Source organism: Pseudoalteromonas luteoviolacea S2607 (genome assembly GCF_001625575.1).
Taxonomy (GTDB): Bacteria; Pseudomonadota; Gammaproteobacteria; order Enterobacterales; family Alteromonadaceae; genus Pseudoalteromonas; species Pseudoalteromonas luteoviolacea_E.
The window spans coordinates 19512-36795 of sequence record NZ_AUXV01000072.1; the positions used below are offsets into that span (position 1 = coordinate 19512).

Sequence of the window (17284 nt, forward strand, 5' to 3'; positions counted from 1 at the left end):
TTTTAACTTAAGTAGTGACGCTAAATTAATCGAGAAGATTATCTTCAATACGAGATAGCTCTTCACGTAACTTATAAATAAACTTTAACTTGCGAACATTATCCGCAGCGACTTCTAATACCGATGTATCTTCATCTGCTAACTGGTGTGCAAGTTTGGCACTGTATTGCTGGTCTAGCAATTTGATTTGTGCCTCAAACGCATCTATTTCAGACTCTGGATCTGAGCTGTGCTGTATATCTTCTAGCGCTTCTCGAAGCTCCATCTGCTGCATCAAAAAAGCCGGATCTTGCAATGTTTGTTGCTCTGCACGTATATCAACACCACGTTCACTCAACATATACTCTGCTCGCTTCACTGGGTGTTTGAGCACTGCAAGTGCGTCATTAATCTCTGACGTTTTTTGCACAGCTAGTAGCTTTTCGCGCTCGCTTTTACCAGCATATTTGTCAGGGTGTACAGCTCTTTGCAGCTCTAAGTAACGTTGGTTCAACTGTTTTAAATCAACGTTGTAGATTGCAGGCAAATTAAATAATTCAAAATATCGCATACGGACCTAATACAGCAAAGCCCTACCAAGGCAGGGCTTTAGCTCAAACTCAATATCGCTGGCTAAACAGTAAAGCTTTCACCACAACCACACTCATCTTTCTGATTTGGGTTTGTAAATTTAAACCCTTCATTCAGACCTTCTTTGGTGTAGTCTAATTCTGTGCCATCGATATAAACCAAACTTTTTGCATCAACGATGATTTTAACGCCCATTTCTTCGAACACTTCATCACCTTCTGCAAGTTCATCAACGAACTCGAGAACATATGCAAGACCTGAGCAACCCGTAGTTTTAATACCTACACGCAAGCCAATGCCTTTTCCCCTATTCTCTAGGAATGTATGTACACGATTTGCCGCTGCTTCAGTTAGTGTCACTGCCATAATCTATCTCTTACTTCGTCTGTTTACTTTTGTAATCTGCAATCGCTGCTTGGATAGCATCTTCAGCAAGGATTGAACAGTGGATCTTAACAGGCGGAAGCTCAAGCTCAGCTGTAATATCTGTATTTTTAATTTCAGCAGCTTGGTCTAATGTTTTACCTTTAACCCACTCAGTTACCAAAGAGGATGATGCAATTGCACTACCACAACCGTACGTTTTAAACTTCGCATCTTCGATAACGCCTTCATCAGAAACTTTAATTTGTAGTTTCATCACGTCACCACATGCTGGCGCACCAACCATACCAGTTGCTACATTTGGGTCGTTCTTATCTAACGTCCCGACATTACGCGGGTTTTCCACGTGGTCAATTACTTTATCACTATATGCCATAACTCTTTCCTCACTAACCGCTTATATACCTGCTACAGTGTCGATATAAGCTGACTTGCTTAATGGTGTGCCCACTCAACTGAATCTAAATCGATGCCATCTTTAAACATTTCCCAAAGAGGAGACATTTCTCTCAAACGGCCGATGGAGTCTTTGATTAGCTTAATGGTGTAGTCAATTTCTTCTTCTGTCGTAAAACGTCCAATGCTGAAACGAATCGAGCTGTGTGCTAATTCGTCGTTGCGACCCAAAGCACGTAATACGTATGAAGGTTCAAGGCTCGCAGAAGTACATGCAGACCCTGAAGAAACAGCAATATCCTTAACGGCCATAAGCAGTGATTCACCTTCAACATAGTTGAAGCTGATGTTTACAATGCCAGGCACAGACTGGTCAACCGTACCGTTGAAGTACACTTCTTCCATATCCATAATGCCGTCAATTAAGCGCTGACGTAATGCGCTGATATGTGCATGATCTTTATCAAAATCTTGTTTTGCAATGCGGAAAGCTGACCCCATGCCGACGATTTGGTGCGTTGCCAATGTGCCTGAACGCATACCACGCTCATGACCACCACCATGCATTTGCGCTTCAAGGCGAGCACGTGGTTTACGACGCACATACAGTGCACCAATTCCTTTAGGGCCATACACTTTGTGACCAGAGAAAGACATGAAATCAACTTTTAGTTGCTTCATATCAATTGCAACTTTACCTGCACTTTGCGCACCATCTACGTGGAACATGATCTTACGCTCACGGCACATTTCACCGATTGTCGCAATATCTTGAATAACACCTAGCTCGTTATTCACGTGCATAACACTAATTAAGATAGTATCTTCGCGGATCTCACTCTCAAGCTTTTTCAGATCCAAAAGGCCGTTTTCTTCAACGTCCATATAAGTCACTTCAAAACCTTGACGCTCTAGCTCACGGCATGTATCAATAACCGCTTTATGCTCAGTTTTAACCGTGATGATGTGCTTACCCTTCTTTTGATAAAAGTTAGCAGCACCTTTAATTGCTAGGTTGTTTGATTCTGTTGCGCCTGATGTAAATACAATTTCGCGAGGATCAGCATTAATTAAATCAGCGATATCATTACGCGCTTGGTCAATTAATTCTTCGGCCTGCCAACCAAAACGGTGTGAACGGGACGCAGGATTACCAAAATTACCATCCATTGTCAGGCATTGCATCATTTCGTCAGCAACACGCTGATCAACCGGCGTGGTCGCAGCATAATCTAAATATATCGGTAATTTCATTTCTTTCTCCGCTTGACGCCAATTTAAAGTTGGCAACTCACTTGAATATTATCTAATTGCTTCATCGCATCGCTAACGCTTCTGTCCTGACGTGATGCAACTGATTGCACATCAGAGTTGGCGACTAGCTCGGCAAGGGAAATACTATTTAAAAACTCTTCTATTCGCACGCTGAGATCTGACCACAAAGTGTGAGTCAAGCAACGCATACCGCTTTGACACCCGCCCCCTTCGCCATGACAGCGAGTTGCGTCTACTGATTCGTCTACAGCGTTTATCACATCTCCGACAGAGATTGTGTGTGCGTCACGACCCAATAAATAACCACCACCAGGACCTCTGACTGAGCTTACCAGTCCATGCTTACGTAACCGTGCGAATAATTGTTCAAGATATGATAGAGATATTTCTTGTCTTTCAGAAATATCAGCCAGAGGCACAGGACCGATGTTGGCGTGCAAAGCAACATCCAGCATTGCTGTTACTGCATACCTGCCTTTTGAAGTCAGTTTCATACGCGCCTCTAGGTAAAATTATCAAAGTCGCAAATTGTAATTACCTGACTAAGATAGTCAAGTATTAACGACATCTATTGCTTATAAAATAAGTTACTACTTACTCAGCACTTATTTCCATAATACCTGACTAATTTAATCAGGTATTATGGACATTGTAATTACCCGAGTAATTTAGTCAAGTATTACCGTGATGAAACTAATTAATCTTTATCGTTCTGTTTGGTAGATTTGTTTACAGAGCTAAGAATACCTCTGAGGATGTTCAATTCTTGATCTTCTGGCCTTGCACGATTAAACAAACGCTTTAATTTAGTCATCACCATGCCTGGATGCTGTTTCACGATAAACCCAGTCTCACTGAGTGTCGACTCTAAGTGCTCGTAGAATAACTCCATCTGCTCTGAAGTTGGGTATTTAGTATCGTCTTCTTCAGGTTGCGTATCTTGAGTATCTAAAAAGGTCATACGTGTTTCATATGTCAACGTCTGAACTGCCATAGCCAAATTCAGAGAGCTGTATTCAGGATTTGCAGGGATACACACGTGATAGTTACACAACTGTAACTCCTCATTAGTTAATCCGCTATTCTCGCGACCAAATACTAGCGCTACAGGTCCAGAAGCTGACTCAGCGACTAGCTTCTGTGCACATTCTCTTGGATCTACCATTGGCCATGACAAAGTGCGAGAGCGTGCACTGGTGCCAATAACTAAACTACAATCAGCAATGGCATCTTCTAATTTGTCAACAGTTACGGCACTGCCAAGTACATCCGTTGCGCCTGCTGCCAACGCGCTGGCATGACTATCGACCTCACACGCGGGGTCAACTAAATAGAGCTGTGAGAAGCCCATTGTTTTCATTGCGCGTGCAACCGAACCAATATTTCCAGAGTGTGAAGTGTTCACAAGTACAATTCTAATATCTTGTAATGCCATGCTTGTTTATCTCAGACAAAAATAATGGCCTAGTTTAACATAGGGGCATAGAACGATACCATCACCACGTCTGTATAAAAAAACACCAAAATTATTCACTGAAAGTTATTTACTTTATCTTGAAAATCGCTAGAATACGCCGGCTCAAAAAATTTAGTTCTTTTACAATTCAAAGGTAATGCTATGCATCCAATGTTAAACATTGCGGTACGCGCTGCGCGTAACGCGGGTAAAGTGATCTTACGTGCATGTGAAGATTTGTCTCAAGTTGAAGCAGCCCAAAAGGGTACTAACGACTTCGTAACAAGTGTAGATACAGAAGCTGAACGTGTGATCCGTGAAACTATTCTAAAATCTTACCCTGACCACGCAATCGTTGGAGAAGAGCTAGGCCACACTGATGGCAAAGATAATGATTACCTTTGGGTTATTGACCCACTTGATGGCACAACTAACTTCATCAAGGGCATTCCTCATTTCGCGGTGTCTATCGCATTAAAAGTTAAAGGCCGCGTTGAGCAGGCAGTAATTTACGATCCAATTCGCAGTGAGCTATTCACCGCTTCTCGTGGTCAAGGTGCTCAGCTAAACAGCAAACGTATTCGTGTTACTAAAAGCAATGAACTTGCTGGCAGCGTATTGGCAACAGGCTTCCCATTCAAGCAAAAGCACCATTTGGATGCATACACAGAAGCATTTAAAGCCCTATTTATCCACACAGCTGATATCCGTCGTGCTGGTTCTGCGGCATTAGATATGGCATACGTAGCGGCTGGACGTATTGATGGATTCTATGAGATTGGTCTAAAACCTTGGGACACAGCAGCTGGCGAACTACTTGTAAAAGAAGCTGGCGGTATGCTTATGGACTTTGCAGGTGGCGCTAACTACAACAACAGCGGTAACATTGTGTGTGGTGCACCAAAACTTTGTCAGGCGATTGTAAAAGAAATCCGCCCAGTATTGACTGAGTCATTACTAAAATAAGTTTGATAGCGACTTTGAAATAAAAAACCCAGGCCATGCCTGGGTTTTTTATTTCATGCTATTAAAGACTATTTGATTTCAACGCGTTGCGAACGCATTACAACTTCATCATTCAGTTCAATGCCGATACCAGGCTCTTCTGACACTTTAAAGATGCCGTTTTTAGGCTGTGGATCTTGCAAACACAGCTCTCTATTCCACTTTTTAATTGCGTAAGTATGGTGCTCGTGAATCAAAAAGTTTGGAATGGCACTTTCAAGGTGTAATGAGGCAGCTGTTGCAACTGGGCCACCACAAACATGGGCCTGTATTCTAATATCGAAAATGTCCGCGTAATCACACACTTTTTTAGTTTCTGTAAACCCACCGCACAGGCCAATATCGGGTTGTAATACATCGATGCTTTGGTCTTCAAAATACGGACGTACATCCCAACGGTTGTAAAGTCGCTCACCACCGGCTATTGGCACGGCAGTTTTGTTCGCAACTTTTGCATGTAATGAGTGGTTAAGATAGTTCACCGGCTCTTCGTAGTACATGCAATCAAACTCTTCTGCGATTTCAGCGATTTGAATTGCAGAAGTCGCACCTGGTAAACTGTGACATTCAAAAATGATATCCACTTCATCGCCAACAGCTTCACGAATTGCTTTCATACGCTCACGATATAACTTCATTTCTGCGCGAGAAATCAGCTTTGTGCGGTCATAGTAAGTATTCCCATCTTTATCATACATGATAGGGTCAACTTTAACTGCGTCATAGCCTTCTGCAAGCGCTTTATGTGCTGCTTCAGCGTATTCATGCGGCTGCACAAGAGCTTTGAACTCACTGTCCCAGTCAAACTGTAACTGAGAGGCATAAGTGCGCAACTCTGGGTTCACTTTACCACCTAGTAGTTGGTAAACAGGTAGGTTAAGTGCCTTGCCTTTGATGTCCCAAAGCGCAGTATCAATGGCGCTCATTGCTGCATAGACAACAGGCCCACCGCCAAGTCCCCAGAAGCTTTCACGCAACATACGTGACCAAAGCAGCTCCGTTTGAAATGGATCATGACCGATTAGAAATGCTTCGGCCATCTCTTTAATCATGCTTGCAGCTGCGCTGTGTCCTAAATCATACGCAAGCCCTGCCTCGCCAACCCCGGAAATACCTTCGTCCGTATGAATACGGATAAATACAGGGGTCCAAGCAGGTCTATCTGGACAATGAATATCAAATACTTCGACGCGATTTACTTTCATTTTGACTCCTATTGAGCAAAGCCAGGATCTAAGCGGTGCGCTTTTCTGAGCATTGCAGGCCAAGCCAATTGACCACCAGTACTTCCACTGTGTACAACCTTAGCTTGATTATAAATATTATCTTGAATAGGCTGAGGAACCGGAATTGCAGGTTGGCCAGTTGCCAAAATGGCAACTTGAATTTCGCATGCTCTTTGCAAATCATAAAAGCGCATGAAAGCATCGCCTACCGTCGGTCCAACAGTTAACCCACCATGGTTTATTAACAACATATGATTGGTATTGCCCAGGTCTGCTTGTAGCCTTGCTTTCTCATCATCATTTACAGCCAATCCTTCATAGCCATGGTATGACAAAGAAGGAAGCGAGAACATGCTATGCTGGCTAAGAGGCTGTAAACCGCCTTCTAAACTAGCCACAGCAATCGTCTCTTTTGTGTGTAAGTGGATCACACAGTGAGCATCTTCGCGCACTTCATGTATCGCACTGTGGATAGTAAATCCAGCAGGGTTAATTTCAAATGGCGTATCGTCAAGGATGTTACCTTGTAGATCGACTTTAACAAGATTAGACGCAGTCACTTCGTCAAAACTGAGGCCGAACGCATTTACAAGGTAGTGCTCTGTTCCCGGTAACCTCGCAGACATATGTGTATATATTAAGTCACCCCAACGAAAATGCTCAACCAAGCGATAACAGGCTGCGAGATCAACGCGCAATTGCCACTCTTCTTCGCTTACCTTACCTTTTAAATTCAATTCAGGTAGTTCAAACATCTTGGCTCCTTAAGTCCGCCATGGTGATTTTAGATGTATAGAAGTCTAAATCACATAAAAAAATAGTTCAATACGCATAGTAAGCTCTACGCTATTTAATTAACAACTAAAAAGCCACCTAAAACGGTGGCTTTTTTAAATAAACGAACAGCTTATTTGACTGTTGATAGATACTCAGCTATCGCTGTTAATTCAGCATCAGAAACATTGGCAACCATTGCTTTCATCGCCGCAGACATGCCATTGCTCCTTTTACCTGATTTGATGTCCTTCATTTGAGCCAGCAAATACTCTTTACTTTGCCCATTCACTTTAGGATATAACGGCATAATAGGTGCTTTGCCTTCAGCTCCATGGCAAGTTTGACAGAGTTTTGCTGTATACAAAGCTTTACCATCGGCAGCCGCAGCGGTGCCTGAAAATAAAGTGATGGTTGCTATGCCGGACGCGATTACGAATTGCTTTAGTTTAGTCATATCGTTTCTCTTATTTGACGGTTATTTAACCAGTGTAGTAGACCAAATGCTCCTCTACACAATTACTTATCCAGATTAGAAAGCAAACTTAACCAATAAAAGAAACGAGCTAATCAATTTACCAAGTCAAATCGTCAGGAACTTCATATCCTGCATACGGGTCGTCTTCATCAACTTGGTTAGCATTGTCTTCAACATGGAAAACAATGTACTTTTCGTCTACTTCTGCAACTTTTCTAGCTGGCTCATCTTCTAGAACATAAAACTGTCCTTCAAGCACACATATTGCCAATCGCCCTTTTGACAAAGCTTGCTGAGTTTTTTCGTTTACATCCAGCTCTTTAATTTTGCTTTCGTAAGTGAAATTAAATGTTCTGTCGCCCTTAATTTCATCTTGGTTATGGTGCTCTAAGATTTGCTTAACGCGAGCAACTTGCTCACGCTCTTTCAAGTCATCTTGCTTTGCTTTATTTAACGCTTCAGCTTTTTGTTGCTGTGCGAGTTTTGTCTGCTCTATATGTTTTTGCAGATCCGTTTTGTCGCTAGTCGCGCCTTTCTTTTTCTTCTTTTTCTGTTGTTTGCGCTTTTCCGTTTTAGCGACTTTCATCTTGTGCTCGGTCGTCAAGCCTGCTTTTAAAAGCTGATCCTGTAGAGAACCCATAATGCCACTCCATCAATCTAAACTTGCAGCCATTTTAATAAAAAAATTAGTAAATCTCTAAACAATTTCACCAACTGACTGCAAGTTTAAATACACTTTGATGGTTTTTTTGCTTTTTAAATCGAACCTCGGCATAAAATCTACCAAAGTGAAGAATAAAATTTATGATGCACAACAAGTTTTTATTACATATATGCAGATTTATTGCGTCAAAAGTAGATAATTAGATTGGTAATTTTACTGAAAGAATAAGAATGTCGATATTTCATCTAATGCTTTGCTCCGTGGTTACATTTTTTGTGCTCTATGCACCACAGCCACTGCTTGCGCAATTCGCTCAGCAATATGCCATAACGCCCGCTAAGACAGGCTTATTAATGACTGTTACAATGCTGCCTTTAGCAGTTGCGCCAATCTGCTATGGGCTGTTACTGGCTAATTACTCAAAGTTGAAAGTACTCAAAATTACCATGCTGCTGCTGGCACTATGTTCTGCACTTATTTCTATTCAACAACACTTTGAACTCTTCTTGCTATTACGCTTTGTCGAGGGTTTACTGCTGCCTGCGGCATTAACAGCTATGACGAGCTACATAAGCCAAACTTGGCAAGGGCAATGCCTGAGAAAAAACATGACATGGTATGTTGGAAGCACCATTGTTGGCGGATATTTTGGTAGGGTACTCGCTGCAAACTTTGCTGCATGGTGGAACTGGGAGAGCTTTTACCTATTAAATGCTACGTTGTTAATATTATTTGCTATGTTGATCAAACCCAATCAAACGCAAGACCTACACACCACAAAATCACCGTTATCTTCCCCATTGGATTATTTGCGCCCACTTAAGCAACGATCTTTATTGCGTCTGTACTGTGCCGTATTCTGTATGTTTTTTTGTTTTTCTGCACTTTTAAACTACCTGCCTTTTATTCTCAGCAATGAATACGGCTTGAAAGATCCCAAGCTCATTGGTTGGGTATACAGCGGATATTTAGTAGGTGCATTAATTTCCCTTTGCACCCCCTTTCTAAACAAACTACATAACAATAACTGGGTTGTACTCAGTACCGTATTTTGTGTTTACAGTATTACATTGGCTGCAATGCAGTGGCAAAACTTGAATGTATTTATCGTTTCTTTCACGTTCTTTTGCGCTTGCATGTTTATTATTCATGCCAGCGCAGCTCCTTTAGCCAACGAGATAAGCTCTGCACACGCAAGCGTAACAAACGGCGCTTATGTATCTTTTTACTATAGTGGCGGTGCGCTAGGGTCATTTTTACCGGGCCTTATTTATCAGGTATTTGGGCTCGGGTTGTTTTTACTCGGGTTACTGCTTGTCTGTATGTTGGGCGGCTATTTAATTTGCCTTAATCACCGTGTAGGCAGTGCAACCCAACAAGGTTGATGACCTGTTTGATGCCAAAATTTGTGCAAGTCATCCAAATGAAGTACCCAAGTTTTATCATTTTCGAAAGGGTGACACTGCCAAAGAGGGCAATCTGCTAACTCTTTATCAAGCCATAACTCTACTTGATGCTCTACATCATTTCCAATAGCCAACGCAGAGACACATCCGGGCTTAACTTTTAAAAACTTAGCCAACCGCTCTGTAGAACAAAACCCGAGTCTAGATACCCCTTGCTGTTTTGACAGTGCCTTCAAATCTAGTTGTTTTTGGGCGAAGGTAATCAAGAGGAAGTGACGTTTTCCATAATTATCTCTTAAAAATAAATTTTTTAGACCCACACCTTCGCGCTCTAAGCCAATGCTTTTTGCTACATCGCAATTGGCCAATGGCGGGTGTTCATAACTTAAATAAGTAATATCCAGCGCTTTTAAGCTCTGTTCTATGACAGTGTAGGAAGGAAAGGTCACAAACAGTGCCCTCTTAATTGAACACTGCGCTGACGCCAGTATACATTATCTATGTTGTAGCCTGCCTGACAATAAGATTCTTCTTTTAACGTTTGTTCCAAAAGTTCGACCGCAGACTCTTCAAGTGCCAACTTTAACTCTGGTGACTCTTCTACTCGTTTAAACTCGGCAAACTCCTTCAGTTCTTTTTTTGATACCGGTTTATTTTTTGCCAATTCCATTCGCGGCGTTGCTTTCACTGTGACAATGAACGCAAATTCGGCCTCACCTTTGTCGTTTGTTCTTTTGTGTAAGGTTTGCTTTTCTACTTCAAATGCCTCTTCAGGCACAGTTGTGCAAGCTACGATAAAACTGGATAAAAGCAAAATTAATAAGCGCTTCATAATCTTCCTAACTTAAAATTTGTCTCAGTGTATCAAAGCCCAAACCACTTGTAAGAAAATTTTTTAGCAAAAAAACTTGACGTGGCAGCGAAAAATATTTAAATTGCGCCTCGTCCGAAAGACATGTTGGGGCTATAGCTCAGCTGGGAGAGCGCCTGCCTTGCACGCAGGAGGTCAGCAGTTCGATCCTGCTTAGCTCCACCAACTTCTTTTGCGATATTTCCCAAGTAAAGTGGGGCTATAGCTCAGCTGGGAGAGCGCCTGCCTTGCACGCAGGAGGTCAGCAGTTCGATCCTGCTTAGCTCCACCACTTTTACTTCTTTAAGTTCTAATCTGCCCTTTACCTTCAACTAAGTATTTTTCCGTTGTTAAAGATTCAAGACCCATTGGCCCATAAGCATGAAGCTTTGTTGTCGCAATCCCTATTTCTGCGCCTAATCCAAGTTGACCACCGTCGCTAAAGCGTGAAGAAGCATTTACCATTACAACCGATGCATCCACTCGCATTTGAAATTGGGCTGCCGTTTGCGAATTCTGAGTACAGATAACTTCCGTATGATGACTACCAAATTGATCAATATGTGCTAGCGCCGCCGCAAAGTCATCAACAATACGCACTGCAATCTCAAGGCCTAAATACTCTTCTCCGAATTCGCTTTCAGACAATATATTTGCCTCCTCAAAGAAAGTCGCGGCACGTTCACATGCATTGACACGTACCTTTGCTTTATCAAAGGCTGCATTTACCTTTGGTAAAAAAGCATTCGCTACGTCGCGATGTACAATCAACCCCTCTAGCGCATTACACACACCAGTTCGTTGCGTTTTTCCATTGAGTAGCAGTTGCATGGCAATATCGAGATTGGCCTCAACGTCTACATATAAATGGCATACACCTTTAAAATGCTGAATTACTGGAATGGCACTATTATGCGTTACAAACTCAATTAATCCCTCACCGCCTCGAGGAATAATCAAATCAATATCGTTTTTTTGCTGCATAAGTTCTAAAAGAAGTGCTCTATCCGGATCAGGTACAACCGTGATCAATTCCGCTGGCAAGTCAAATTTATTCAGCACTTGATGCATTACCTGTGCAATCGCCATGGCGCTATTTAGAGCTTCTTTACCACCTCGTAAGATGACACCATTGCCAGACTTAAAGCACAGTGCACCTGCATCCGCTGTAACATTTGGACGAGCCTCATAAATCATGCAAATCACACCTAAAGGTACGCGCATCTTTCGTACCATGATCCCACTAGGCTGTTGCCCTAACTCTCTCAGAGCACCAACAGGATCTGGTAAGCTTGCAATCTGCTCAACCCCCTTCGCCATCTCGTTCACGCGCTCTGTAGTCAGTGTTAGCCTATCTATCATTGCTGCGCTAAGGTGGTTGTGTGTCGCAGCCTCTAAATCCTGTTTGTTCGCTTTTAAAATATTCTCGGACTGTTCGCGTAAAGCATTCGCAATTTCTAGCAAAACTGCATTTTTTTGCTCTGTACTCAAAATAGCAAGTTGCTTTGCAGCCGTTGCAGCTTTTTTAGTAAGCGCTTTTATCAGTGTCATTATTACCCTCTCATTCCTAGTACTGATTTTCGACAGAAGCGCCGGTTGGCTTCTGCTTCTTGATAATAAGCAAGAACCTTCCATTGGGTAAAGCGAATATTACTACCTCAGCGTTTTGAGGGCATGGAGGGTAAACAGACGAAGTCTCAGAAAAGTTATCTATTTTTTAAGCGTTTATTCTCTTTTTTGACTTATTTACTATGATATAACGAGGCTACCACTATACTAATATTCAATACGCTACCTAAGCTGGAGAGTTTATGTCAGCTATTTTTATTGCGGCAATTGCCGTGTGCTCTGTGATTGCTCAATGGCTCGCGTGGGTTGTGCGAGTACCTGCTATTTTATTTTTATTGCTGACCGGATTAATGCTTGGTCCTGTATCTGGCGTTTTAGACCCTGATAAGCTGCTTGGTGAGCTGCTGTTTCCTGTTGTTTCATTGTCCGTGGCAATTATATTATTTGAAGGTTCGCTTACCCTGCACTTTCGAGAGCTCAAGGGGATAGGGAAGGTAGTGCGAAACCTCTGCTCGATTGGTATGCTTACAACATTTGTTATTATAACAACCTGTGCCATATATATTTTAGAGTTAGATTGGCGAGTGGCCGCTGTGTTAGGTGCCGTTTTGGTCGTTACAGGCCCAACCGTTATTGCGCCCATGTTAAATGCGATGCGGCCAACAAAGGATATTGACCGAATATTGCGTTGGGAGGGTATCGTAATCGACCCAATTGGCGCGCTATTCGCAGTTTTAGTCTTTGAAGCGGTAAGCCTTGTCGATAAAGACGGTGTGTTTAGCCACACCTTGATGGCGCTACTATCAACACTGGGAATTGGCTTAAGTGTCGGCATAGTCTCAGGCTGGTTTACAAGTTACATCATTCGAAAAGAGTGGCTGCCATTCGAATTACACAAGTTCGGTATACTCGCACTCGTGTTAATGAGTTTCACTCTGTCTAATCACTTATACCACGAGTCAGGGCTACTTGCTGTTACTGTGTTTGGTATTTGGCTGGCAAATCAAGATGACTTAGAAATTGATGCTGTGCTTGAGTTTAAAGAAGATCTCTCAATGATATTAATTTCAAGTCTATTTATTCTGCTTGCCGCTCGTCTGAAAGTTGAAGAGCTACTGATGCTAGACAGCGGTATATTTTGGTTTTTGGCCATTGTCCTGTTCGTTGCAAGGCCCCTGAGTATAGCGGTTTCAACATTTAATAGTGATATACCTCTGAAATCTCGATTAATGCTTGCTTGGATTGCCCCACGAGGCATTGTTGCAGCAGCAGTCGGCTCTGTATTTGCATTGAGCATGGCTCAATCAGGTACACCAGATGCTGAGAAAATGGTGCCTCTTATTTTTACGGTCATTATTGTCACAGTCATATTACAAAGTCTCACAGCGACCCCGTTGGCACGGCTGCTTGGCGTCAGGCAACCATGCCCAAGCACTTTACTCATCATTGGTGCAAACCATGTTGCCAGAGCAATTGCCTGCGGTCTCAAAGAGCAAAATATAGATGTTTATCTCTCTGATCCCGCTTGGGAAAACTGCAAAATGGCGAGAATGGATGGACTGCCCTGTTATTATGGCAACCCTCAATCTGAACATGCCGAGCGCTACCTTCCACTGACAAGTTTACGCTCCGTGTTGGCACTTTCCCCCAATAGGCACCATAACGCACTAGGTGTTCAGTATTTTTCTCACTTACTGGATGAAGAAAGCGTGTATTCACTGAAATCATCCACTAATCACGCCAAGGCCAATAAAGACAGCGCGACGTTTTTGTCGCGGCAAATACTCTTTGGAGAAACAGGAAACTACGCCAAGTTAAGCAGCTTAATGGCAAAAGGCGGGAAAGTAAGTGCAACTAAGCTGTCTGAAGAGTTCAGTTGGGAACAATATTTGGAAGTGAATAAGGAGGCCATTCCGCTCTTTATAATCTCTGAGCAGAAAAAAGAAGACGACCCCCTTTCTGTAAGGCCATTTACATCAGACGACAAAAAGCTGCCCGAGCAAGGTGACAAAATATTGGCATTGCAGCCACCTAAAATGTCTATCCTAAAAGACCCTGCAATCAAAGAAGCGTCTATTGGCGAAAAGCTAAGTAGCTAGTCAGCTAGTTTGGTAAACGTGCCCGTTTAATTACACTGGCGGGCATTTTTTCTCCTAGCTGTGAAAGTGAGCGTTCAATTTTTTGATGAACCTCTTTGTCAGCTACGACAGCATGAAACAACCAGCGGTAGGCATCTTCATAATCGCGAGGACTACCATAACCTTTGTTGAATAGACCGACCAAGCGCAGCTGAGCATTTAAATTACCAAGTGCTGCCGCTTCTCTTAGGTAAACAATTGCCATTGCTTTGTCTGCCTGCACTAGCTGACCCACATCGTAGTAGCGACCAAGCTGCTCCAACGCTGCTGCTAGCCCCTGCTGAGCAGCTTGGCGTATGTAGTACAAACCGAGTTCGACATCTTGCTCCACACATACTGCATAAGCCAGCATATCGCCATATAAAAACTGATATGAGGGTAACCCCATGATCTCAGCTCTGGCTTCAATATCTTGGACCAATTGACAGTCGTCGTCTTTAACGCGTTTTAGGTGGGCATTATCGTTAATGAGTGTTATCAACTCATCTTGAGTGTAAAGGGGCACCGCTTCAATCTGCTCACTAGCCAGTGAACTGCAAGAAAAAGCCACACTAATGAGAAAAAAGATATTTCGTAGTTTTGTCGTCATCATACTTTAGCAAACACTGTTAGACCTAACTAGAAGATACAAAAATTGTACCAAGTTAAACCATGTATTCATATTAGTATAATTAAACACAAAAAAAGCTGCCGAAGCAGCTTTTCTTTAATTATTCGCCGAATGGGTTGCGAACAATCATTGTTTCTACGCGGTCTGGACCTGTCGAGATAATATCGATTGGTACACCGGTAATTTCTTCTAAGCGCTTGATGTAGTTAATCGCAGCTTCTGGTAACTGTTCAACTGAAGTTGCACCAAACGTATTTTCGCTCCAGCCTGGCATCTCTTCATATACTGGTGTTACCTTCTCGTAACCTTCAGCAGCAAGTGGCGTCACGTTTGTAACCGTGCCATCTTCTAACTGATAACCAGTACAGATCTTGATAGTTTCAATACCATCTAAAACGTCAAGTTTAGTTAAGCAGAAACCTGTAATGCTGTTGATTTGCACTGCACGGCGCATAGCAACCGCGTCAAACCAACCAGTACGACGCAAGCGACCTGTTGTTGCACCGAACTCATGACCTTTCTCGCCAAGGTGTTTACCAACTGGGTCTTGCTTGTCTACGCCGTCATATAACTCAGTAGGGAAAGGACCTGAACCAACACGTGTTGTGTACGCTTTCACGATACCAAGCACGTAATCAAGGTTTAGAGGGCCAAAACCAGCACCTGTCGCTACACCACCTGCGGTCGTGTTTGACGACGTTACGTACGGGTATGTACCGTGGTCGATATCTAGAAGCGTACCTTGTGCACCTTCAAATAGGATGTTGTCACCTTTTTCACGCGTCTGATCAAGTAGCTCTGTTACGTCAACAACCATTGATTTAAGGATTTCAGCAATTTCCATTGCGTCATCGTACGTTTTCTGGAAGTCAACAGGCTCAACTTTATAGTAGTGCTCAAGTGAGAAGTTATGGTATTCAATCACTTCTTTAAGCTTAGCTGCGAATTGCTCTGGGTTGAATAAGTCACCAACGCGAAGACCACGACGAGCGACTTTATCTTCGTATGCAGGACCGATACCACGTCCAGTTGTACCAATAGCTTTATTGCCTCGAGCAAGCTCACGAGCTTGGTCTAGTGCAACATGGTAAGGAAGAATTAGAGGACATGCTTCACTGATCAGTAGACGCTCACGTACTGGTACGCCGCGCTCTTCAAGCATGTTAACTTCTTTCATTAAAGCATCAGGTGCCAATACTACACCGTTACCGATTACACATTTTACGTTATCACGTAAGATGCCAGATGGAATTAGGTGCAATACCGTTTTCTCACCATTGATAACCAAAGTGTGCCCAGCATTGTGTCCACCTTGATAGCGAACAACTAGAGAAGCTTTATCTGTTAGTAGGTCTACAACCTTACCTTTACCTTCGTCACCCCATTGGGTGCCTAATACAACGACGTTTTTACCCATTGCAATATCACTTAGAAAAAATTAGGCGCAGATTTTACCAGAAAAGCGAGGTGAAAATCACCCTGTTTCGGATGATTTTTCTTCAGCCAAATTGATATCTTTCAAAAACGATTGAATTAAATACAAAAAAGCCCATCAAATGATGGGCTTTTTAATAAATTATCAATTACAAACTCAGGTTCAATTACTGAGCCTGCTTTTGCTTCATGTAATCAAAGAACTCACTGTCCGGCGAAAGTACCATGACATCACTCTTGCTGGTGAAAGTCTTTTTGTACGCTTCTAGTGAGCGAATAAAGCCAAAGAACTCAGGATCTTTATTGTAAGCTTGCGCGTAGATATTCGCAGCTTCAGCATCACCTTCACCTCGAACTGTTCGTGCATTTCGCTCTGCATCCGCCAGCATAACCGTAACACGGCGGTCAACTTCTGCACGAATAGTCTCTGCTTTTTCCTGACCTTCTGAACGGTGCTCTTTCGCCACAGCAGTACGTTCAGCACGCATACGTTGGAAAATAGAGTTACTTACTTCGTTAGGCAGGTTAATTTGCTTAACACGTACGTCCAATACTTCAATACCCAGCTCCTGAGCACTCTCAGAGGCTTGTGCCAAAGCTTCTAGCATCAACTCGCTACGCTCGCCTGACACAATCTCTTTAATAGTTCTTGAACCAAAGTTTGTTCTCAAGCCGTTATTCACCTTTTGCTGAAGCAGTGTTTCAGCGTATTGCTTATCACCACGAGCACGTAGGTAGAAGTTTGAAAAGTCACTTACACGCCACTTTACAAACGAGTCAACGATAAGGTCTTTTTTCTCACTTGTTACAAAGCGATCAGGCGCACCGTCCAGCGTTTGAATACGCGCATCAAGATGGCGTACCTGACTGAAAAATGGCACCTTAAAATGTAAACCAGGCTCATAAACAACCGCATTGTCTTGGCTGTCTTTTTGCACCTTACTGAATAACATCACGATTGCTCTTTGTCCTTCGGTTACCACAAATACCGAAGAAAAAGCCAGCAGGCCGCCTAGTATCAATAAGACAAAGCTAAAATTTCTCATCAA

19 protein-coding genes and 2 tRNA genes are annotated in these 17284 nt (G+C 42.7%); 5 read left to right on the forward strand and 16 right to left on the reverse strand.

Annotated elements, in window-relative coordinates; all coding sequences use genetic code 11:
• Positions 1–25 precede the first annotated feature (25 nt).
• The 6 genes from hscB to trmJ form a co-directional block, all read right to left on the reverse strand.
• On the reverse strand, positions 26–550 hold the full coding sequence (gene hscB / locus N480_RS21765; protein ID WP_063374545.1) for a co-chaperone HscB: 525 nt from the start codon (positions 548–550) through the stop codon (positions 26–28).
• A 62-nt stretch (positions 551–612) separates the two neighbouring features.
• Positions 613–936 carry an iron-sulfur cluster assembly protein IscA gene (gene iscA / locus N480_RS21770; protein ID WP_063374546.1) on the reverse strand — a complete coding sequence of 108 codons (324 nt, stop codon included), beginning with the start codon at positions 934–936 and terminating at the stop codon, positions 613–615.
• A 10-nt stretch (positions 937–946) separates the two neighbouring features.
• Positions 947–1330, reverse strand: coding sequence for a Fe-S cluster assembly scaffold IscU (gene iscU, locus N480_RS21775; RefSeq protein WP_063374547.1), 384 nt, complete (start codon positions 1328–1330; stop codon positions 947–949).
• A gap of 59 nt (positions 1331–1389) precedes the next feature.
• Positions 1390–2604 carry an IscS subfamily cysteine desulfurase gene (locus N480_RS21780; RefSeq protein WP_063374548.1) on the reverse strand — a complete coding sequence of 405 codons (1215 nt, stop codon included), beginning with the start codon at positions 2602–2604 and terminating at the stop codon, positions 1390–1392.
• A gap of 23 nt (positions 2605–2627) precedes the next feature.
• Positions 2628–3119, reverse strand: a complete 492-nt coding sequence (gene iscR, locus N480_RS21785; RefSeq protein WP_063374549.1) for a Fe-S cluster assembly transcriptional regulator IscR — start codon at positions 3117–3119, stop codon at positions 2628–2630.
• A 203-nt stretch (positions 3120–3322) separates the two neighbouring features.
• A complete protein-coding gene (trmJ, locus tag N480_RS21790) occupies positions 3323–4060 on the reverse strand; it encodes a tRNA (cytosine(32)/uridine(32)-2'-O)-methyltransferase TrmJ (RefSeq protein ID WP_063374550.1) in 738 nt (245 codons plus the stop codon).
• Positions 4061–4243: 183 nt separating this feature from the next.
• Here trmJ and suhB point away from each other — a divergent pair, with 183 nt between their 5' ends.
• Positions 4244–5047 (forward strand): inositol-1-monophosphatase, encoded by an 804-nt coding sequence (gene suhB, locus N480_RS21795; RefSeq protein ID WP_063374551.1) that lies wholly within the window; start codon positions 4244–4246, stop codon positions 5045–5047.
• 68 nt (positions 5048–5115) lie between these two features.
• On the opposite strand, the gene N480_RS21800 is transcribed toward suhB, so the two are convergent.
• From N480_RS21800 to N480_RS21815, 4 genes are all read right to left on the reverse strand, one after another.
• The gene (locus N480_RS21800) at positions 5116–6291 is read right to left on the reverse strand and encodes a mandelate racemase/muconate lactonizing enzyme family protein (protein ID WP_063374552.1); all 1176 of its coding nucleotides are present in this window, start codon (positions 6289–6291) and stop codon (positions 5116–5118) included.
• An 8-nt stretch (positions 6292–6299) separates the two neighbouring features.
• The gene (locus N480_RS21805; RefSeq protein ID WP_063374553.1) at positions 6300–7067 is read right to left on the reverse strand and encodes a class II aldolase/adducin family protein; all 768 of its coding nucleotides are present in this window, start codon (positions 7065–7067) and stop codon (positions 6300–6302) included.
• Between the two features lie 152 nt (positions 7068–7219).
• On the reverse strand, positions 7220–7543 hold the full coding sequence (locus N480_RS21810) for a c-type cytochrome (RefSeq protein ID WP_063374554.1): 324 nt from the start codon (positions 7541–7543) through the stop codon (positions 7220–7222).
• Positions 7544–7661: 118 nt separating this feature from the next.
• Positions 7662–8204 carry a DUF2058 domain-containing protein gene (locus N480_RS21815; RefSeq protein ID WP_063374555.1) on the reverse strand — a complete coding sequence of 181 codons (543 nt, stop codon included), beginning with the start codon at positions 8202–8204 and terminating at the stop codon, positions 7662–7664.
• A 254-nt stretch (positions 8205–8458) separates the two neighbouring features.
• Here N480_RS21815 and N480_RS21820 point away from each other — a divergent pair, with 254 nt between their 5' ends.
• Entirely contained in the window at positions 8459–9613 is a 1155-nt protein-coding gene (locus N480_RS21820; protein WP_063374556.1) for an MFS transporter, read from the forward strand.
• Here N480_RS21820 and N480_RS21825 read toward each other — a convergent pair.
• Both N480_RS21825 and N480_RS21830 read right to left on the reverse strand, forming a co-directional pair.
• A complete protein-coding gene (locus tag N480_RS21825; protein WP_063374557.1) occupies positions 9580–10083 on the reverse strand; it encodes a prolyl-tRNA synthetase associated domain-containing protein in 504 nt (167 codons plus the stop codon). The genes N480_RS21820 and N480_RS21825 overlap by 34 nt on opposite strands.
• Positions 10080–10466 carry a hypothetical protein gene (locus tag N480_RS21830; protein WP_063374558.1) on the reverse strand — a complete coding sequence of 129 codons (387 nt, stop codon included), beginning with the start codon at positions 10464–10466 and terminating at the stop codon, positions 10080–10082. Before N480_RS21830 ends, N480_RS21825 begins: the two co-directional genes overlap by 4 nt.
• 128 nt (positions 10467–10594) lie before the next feature.
• Between N480_RS21830 and N480_RS21835 the strand changes: the two genes are divergently transcribed.
• Both N480_RS21835 and N480_RS21840 read left to right on the forward strand, forming a co-directional pair.
• Positions 10595–10670, forward strand: a tRNA-Ala gene (locus tag N480_RS21835).
• A 30-nt stretch (positions 10671–10700) separates the two neighbouring features.
• Positions 10701–10776 (forward strand) — tRNA-Ala (locus tag N480_RS21840).
• An 11-nt stretch (positions 10777–10787) separates the two neighbouring features.
• On the opposite strand, the gene N480_RS21845 is transcribed toward N480_RS21840, so the two are convergent.
• The gene (locus N480_RS21845; protein ID WP_063374559.1) at positions 10788–12035 is read right to left on the reverse strand and encodes a glutamate-5-semialdehyde dehydrogenase; all 1248 of its coding nucleotides are present in this window, start codon (positions 12033–12035) and stop codon (positions 10788–10790) included.
• A 260-nt stretch (positions 12036–12295) separates the two neighbouring features.
• On the opposite strand from N480_RS21845, the gene N480_RS21850 reads away from it, so the two are divergent.
• Entirely contained in the window at positions 12296–14152 is a 1857-nt protein-coding gene (locus N480_RS21850; protein WP_063374560.1) for a cation:proton antiporter, read from the forward strand.
• Between the two features lie 4 nt (positions 14153–14156).
• On the opposite strand, the gene N480_RS21855 is transcribed toward N480_RS21850, so the two are convergent.
• The 3 genes from N480_RS21855 to hflC form a co-directional block, all read right to left on the reverse strand.
• A complete protein-coding gene (locus N480_RS21855; RefSeq protein WP_063374561.1) occupies positions 14157–14783 on the reverse strand; it encodes a tetratricopeptide repeat protein in 627 nt (208 codons plus the stop codon).
• A 118-nt stretch (positions 14784–14901) separates the two neighbouring features.
• The gene (locus N480_RS21860; RefSeq protein ID WP_063374562.1) at positions 14902–16218 is read right to left on the reverse strand and encodes an adenylosuccinate synthase; all 1317 of its coding nucleotides are present in this window, start codon (positions 16216–16218) and stop codon (positions 14902–14904) included.
• A gap of 184 nt (positions 16219–16402) precedes the next feature.
• Complete coding sequence (gene hflC / locus N480_RS21865) at positions 16403–17281, reverse strand: protease modulator HflC (protein ID WP_063374563.1); 879 nt, start codon at positions 17279–17281, stop codon at positions 16403–16405.
• Positions 17282–17284: the final 3 nt, after the last annotated feature.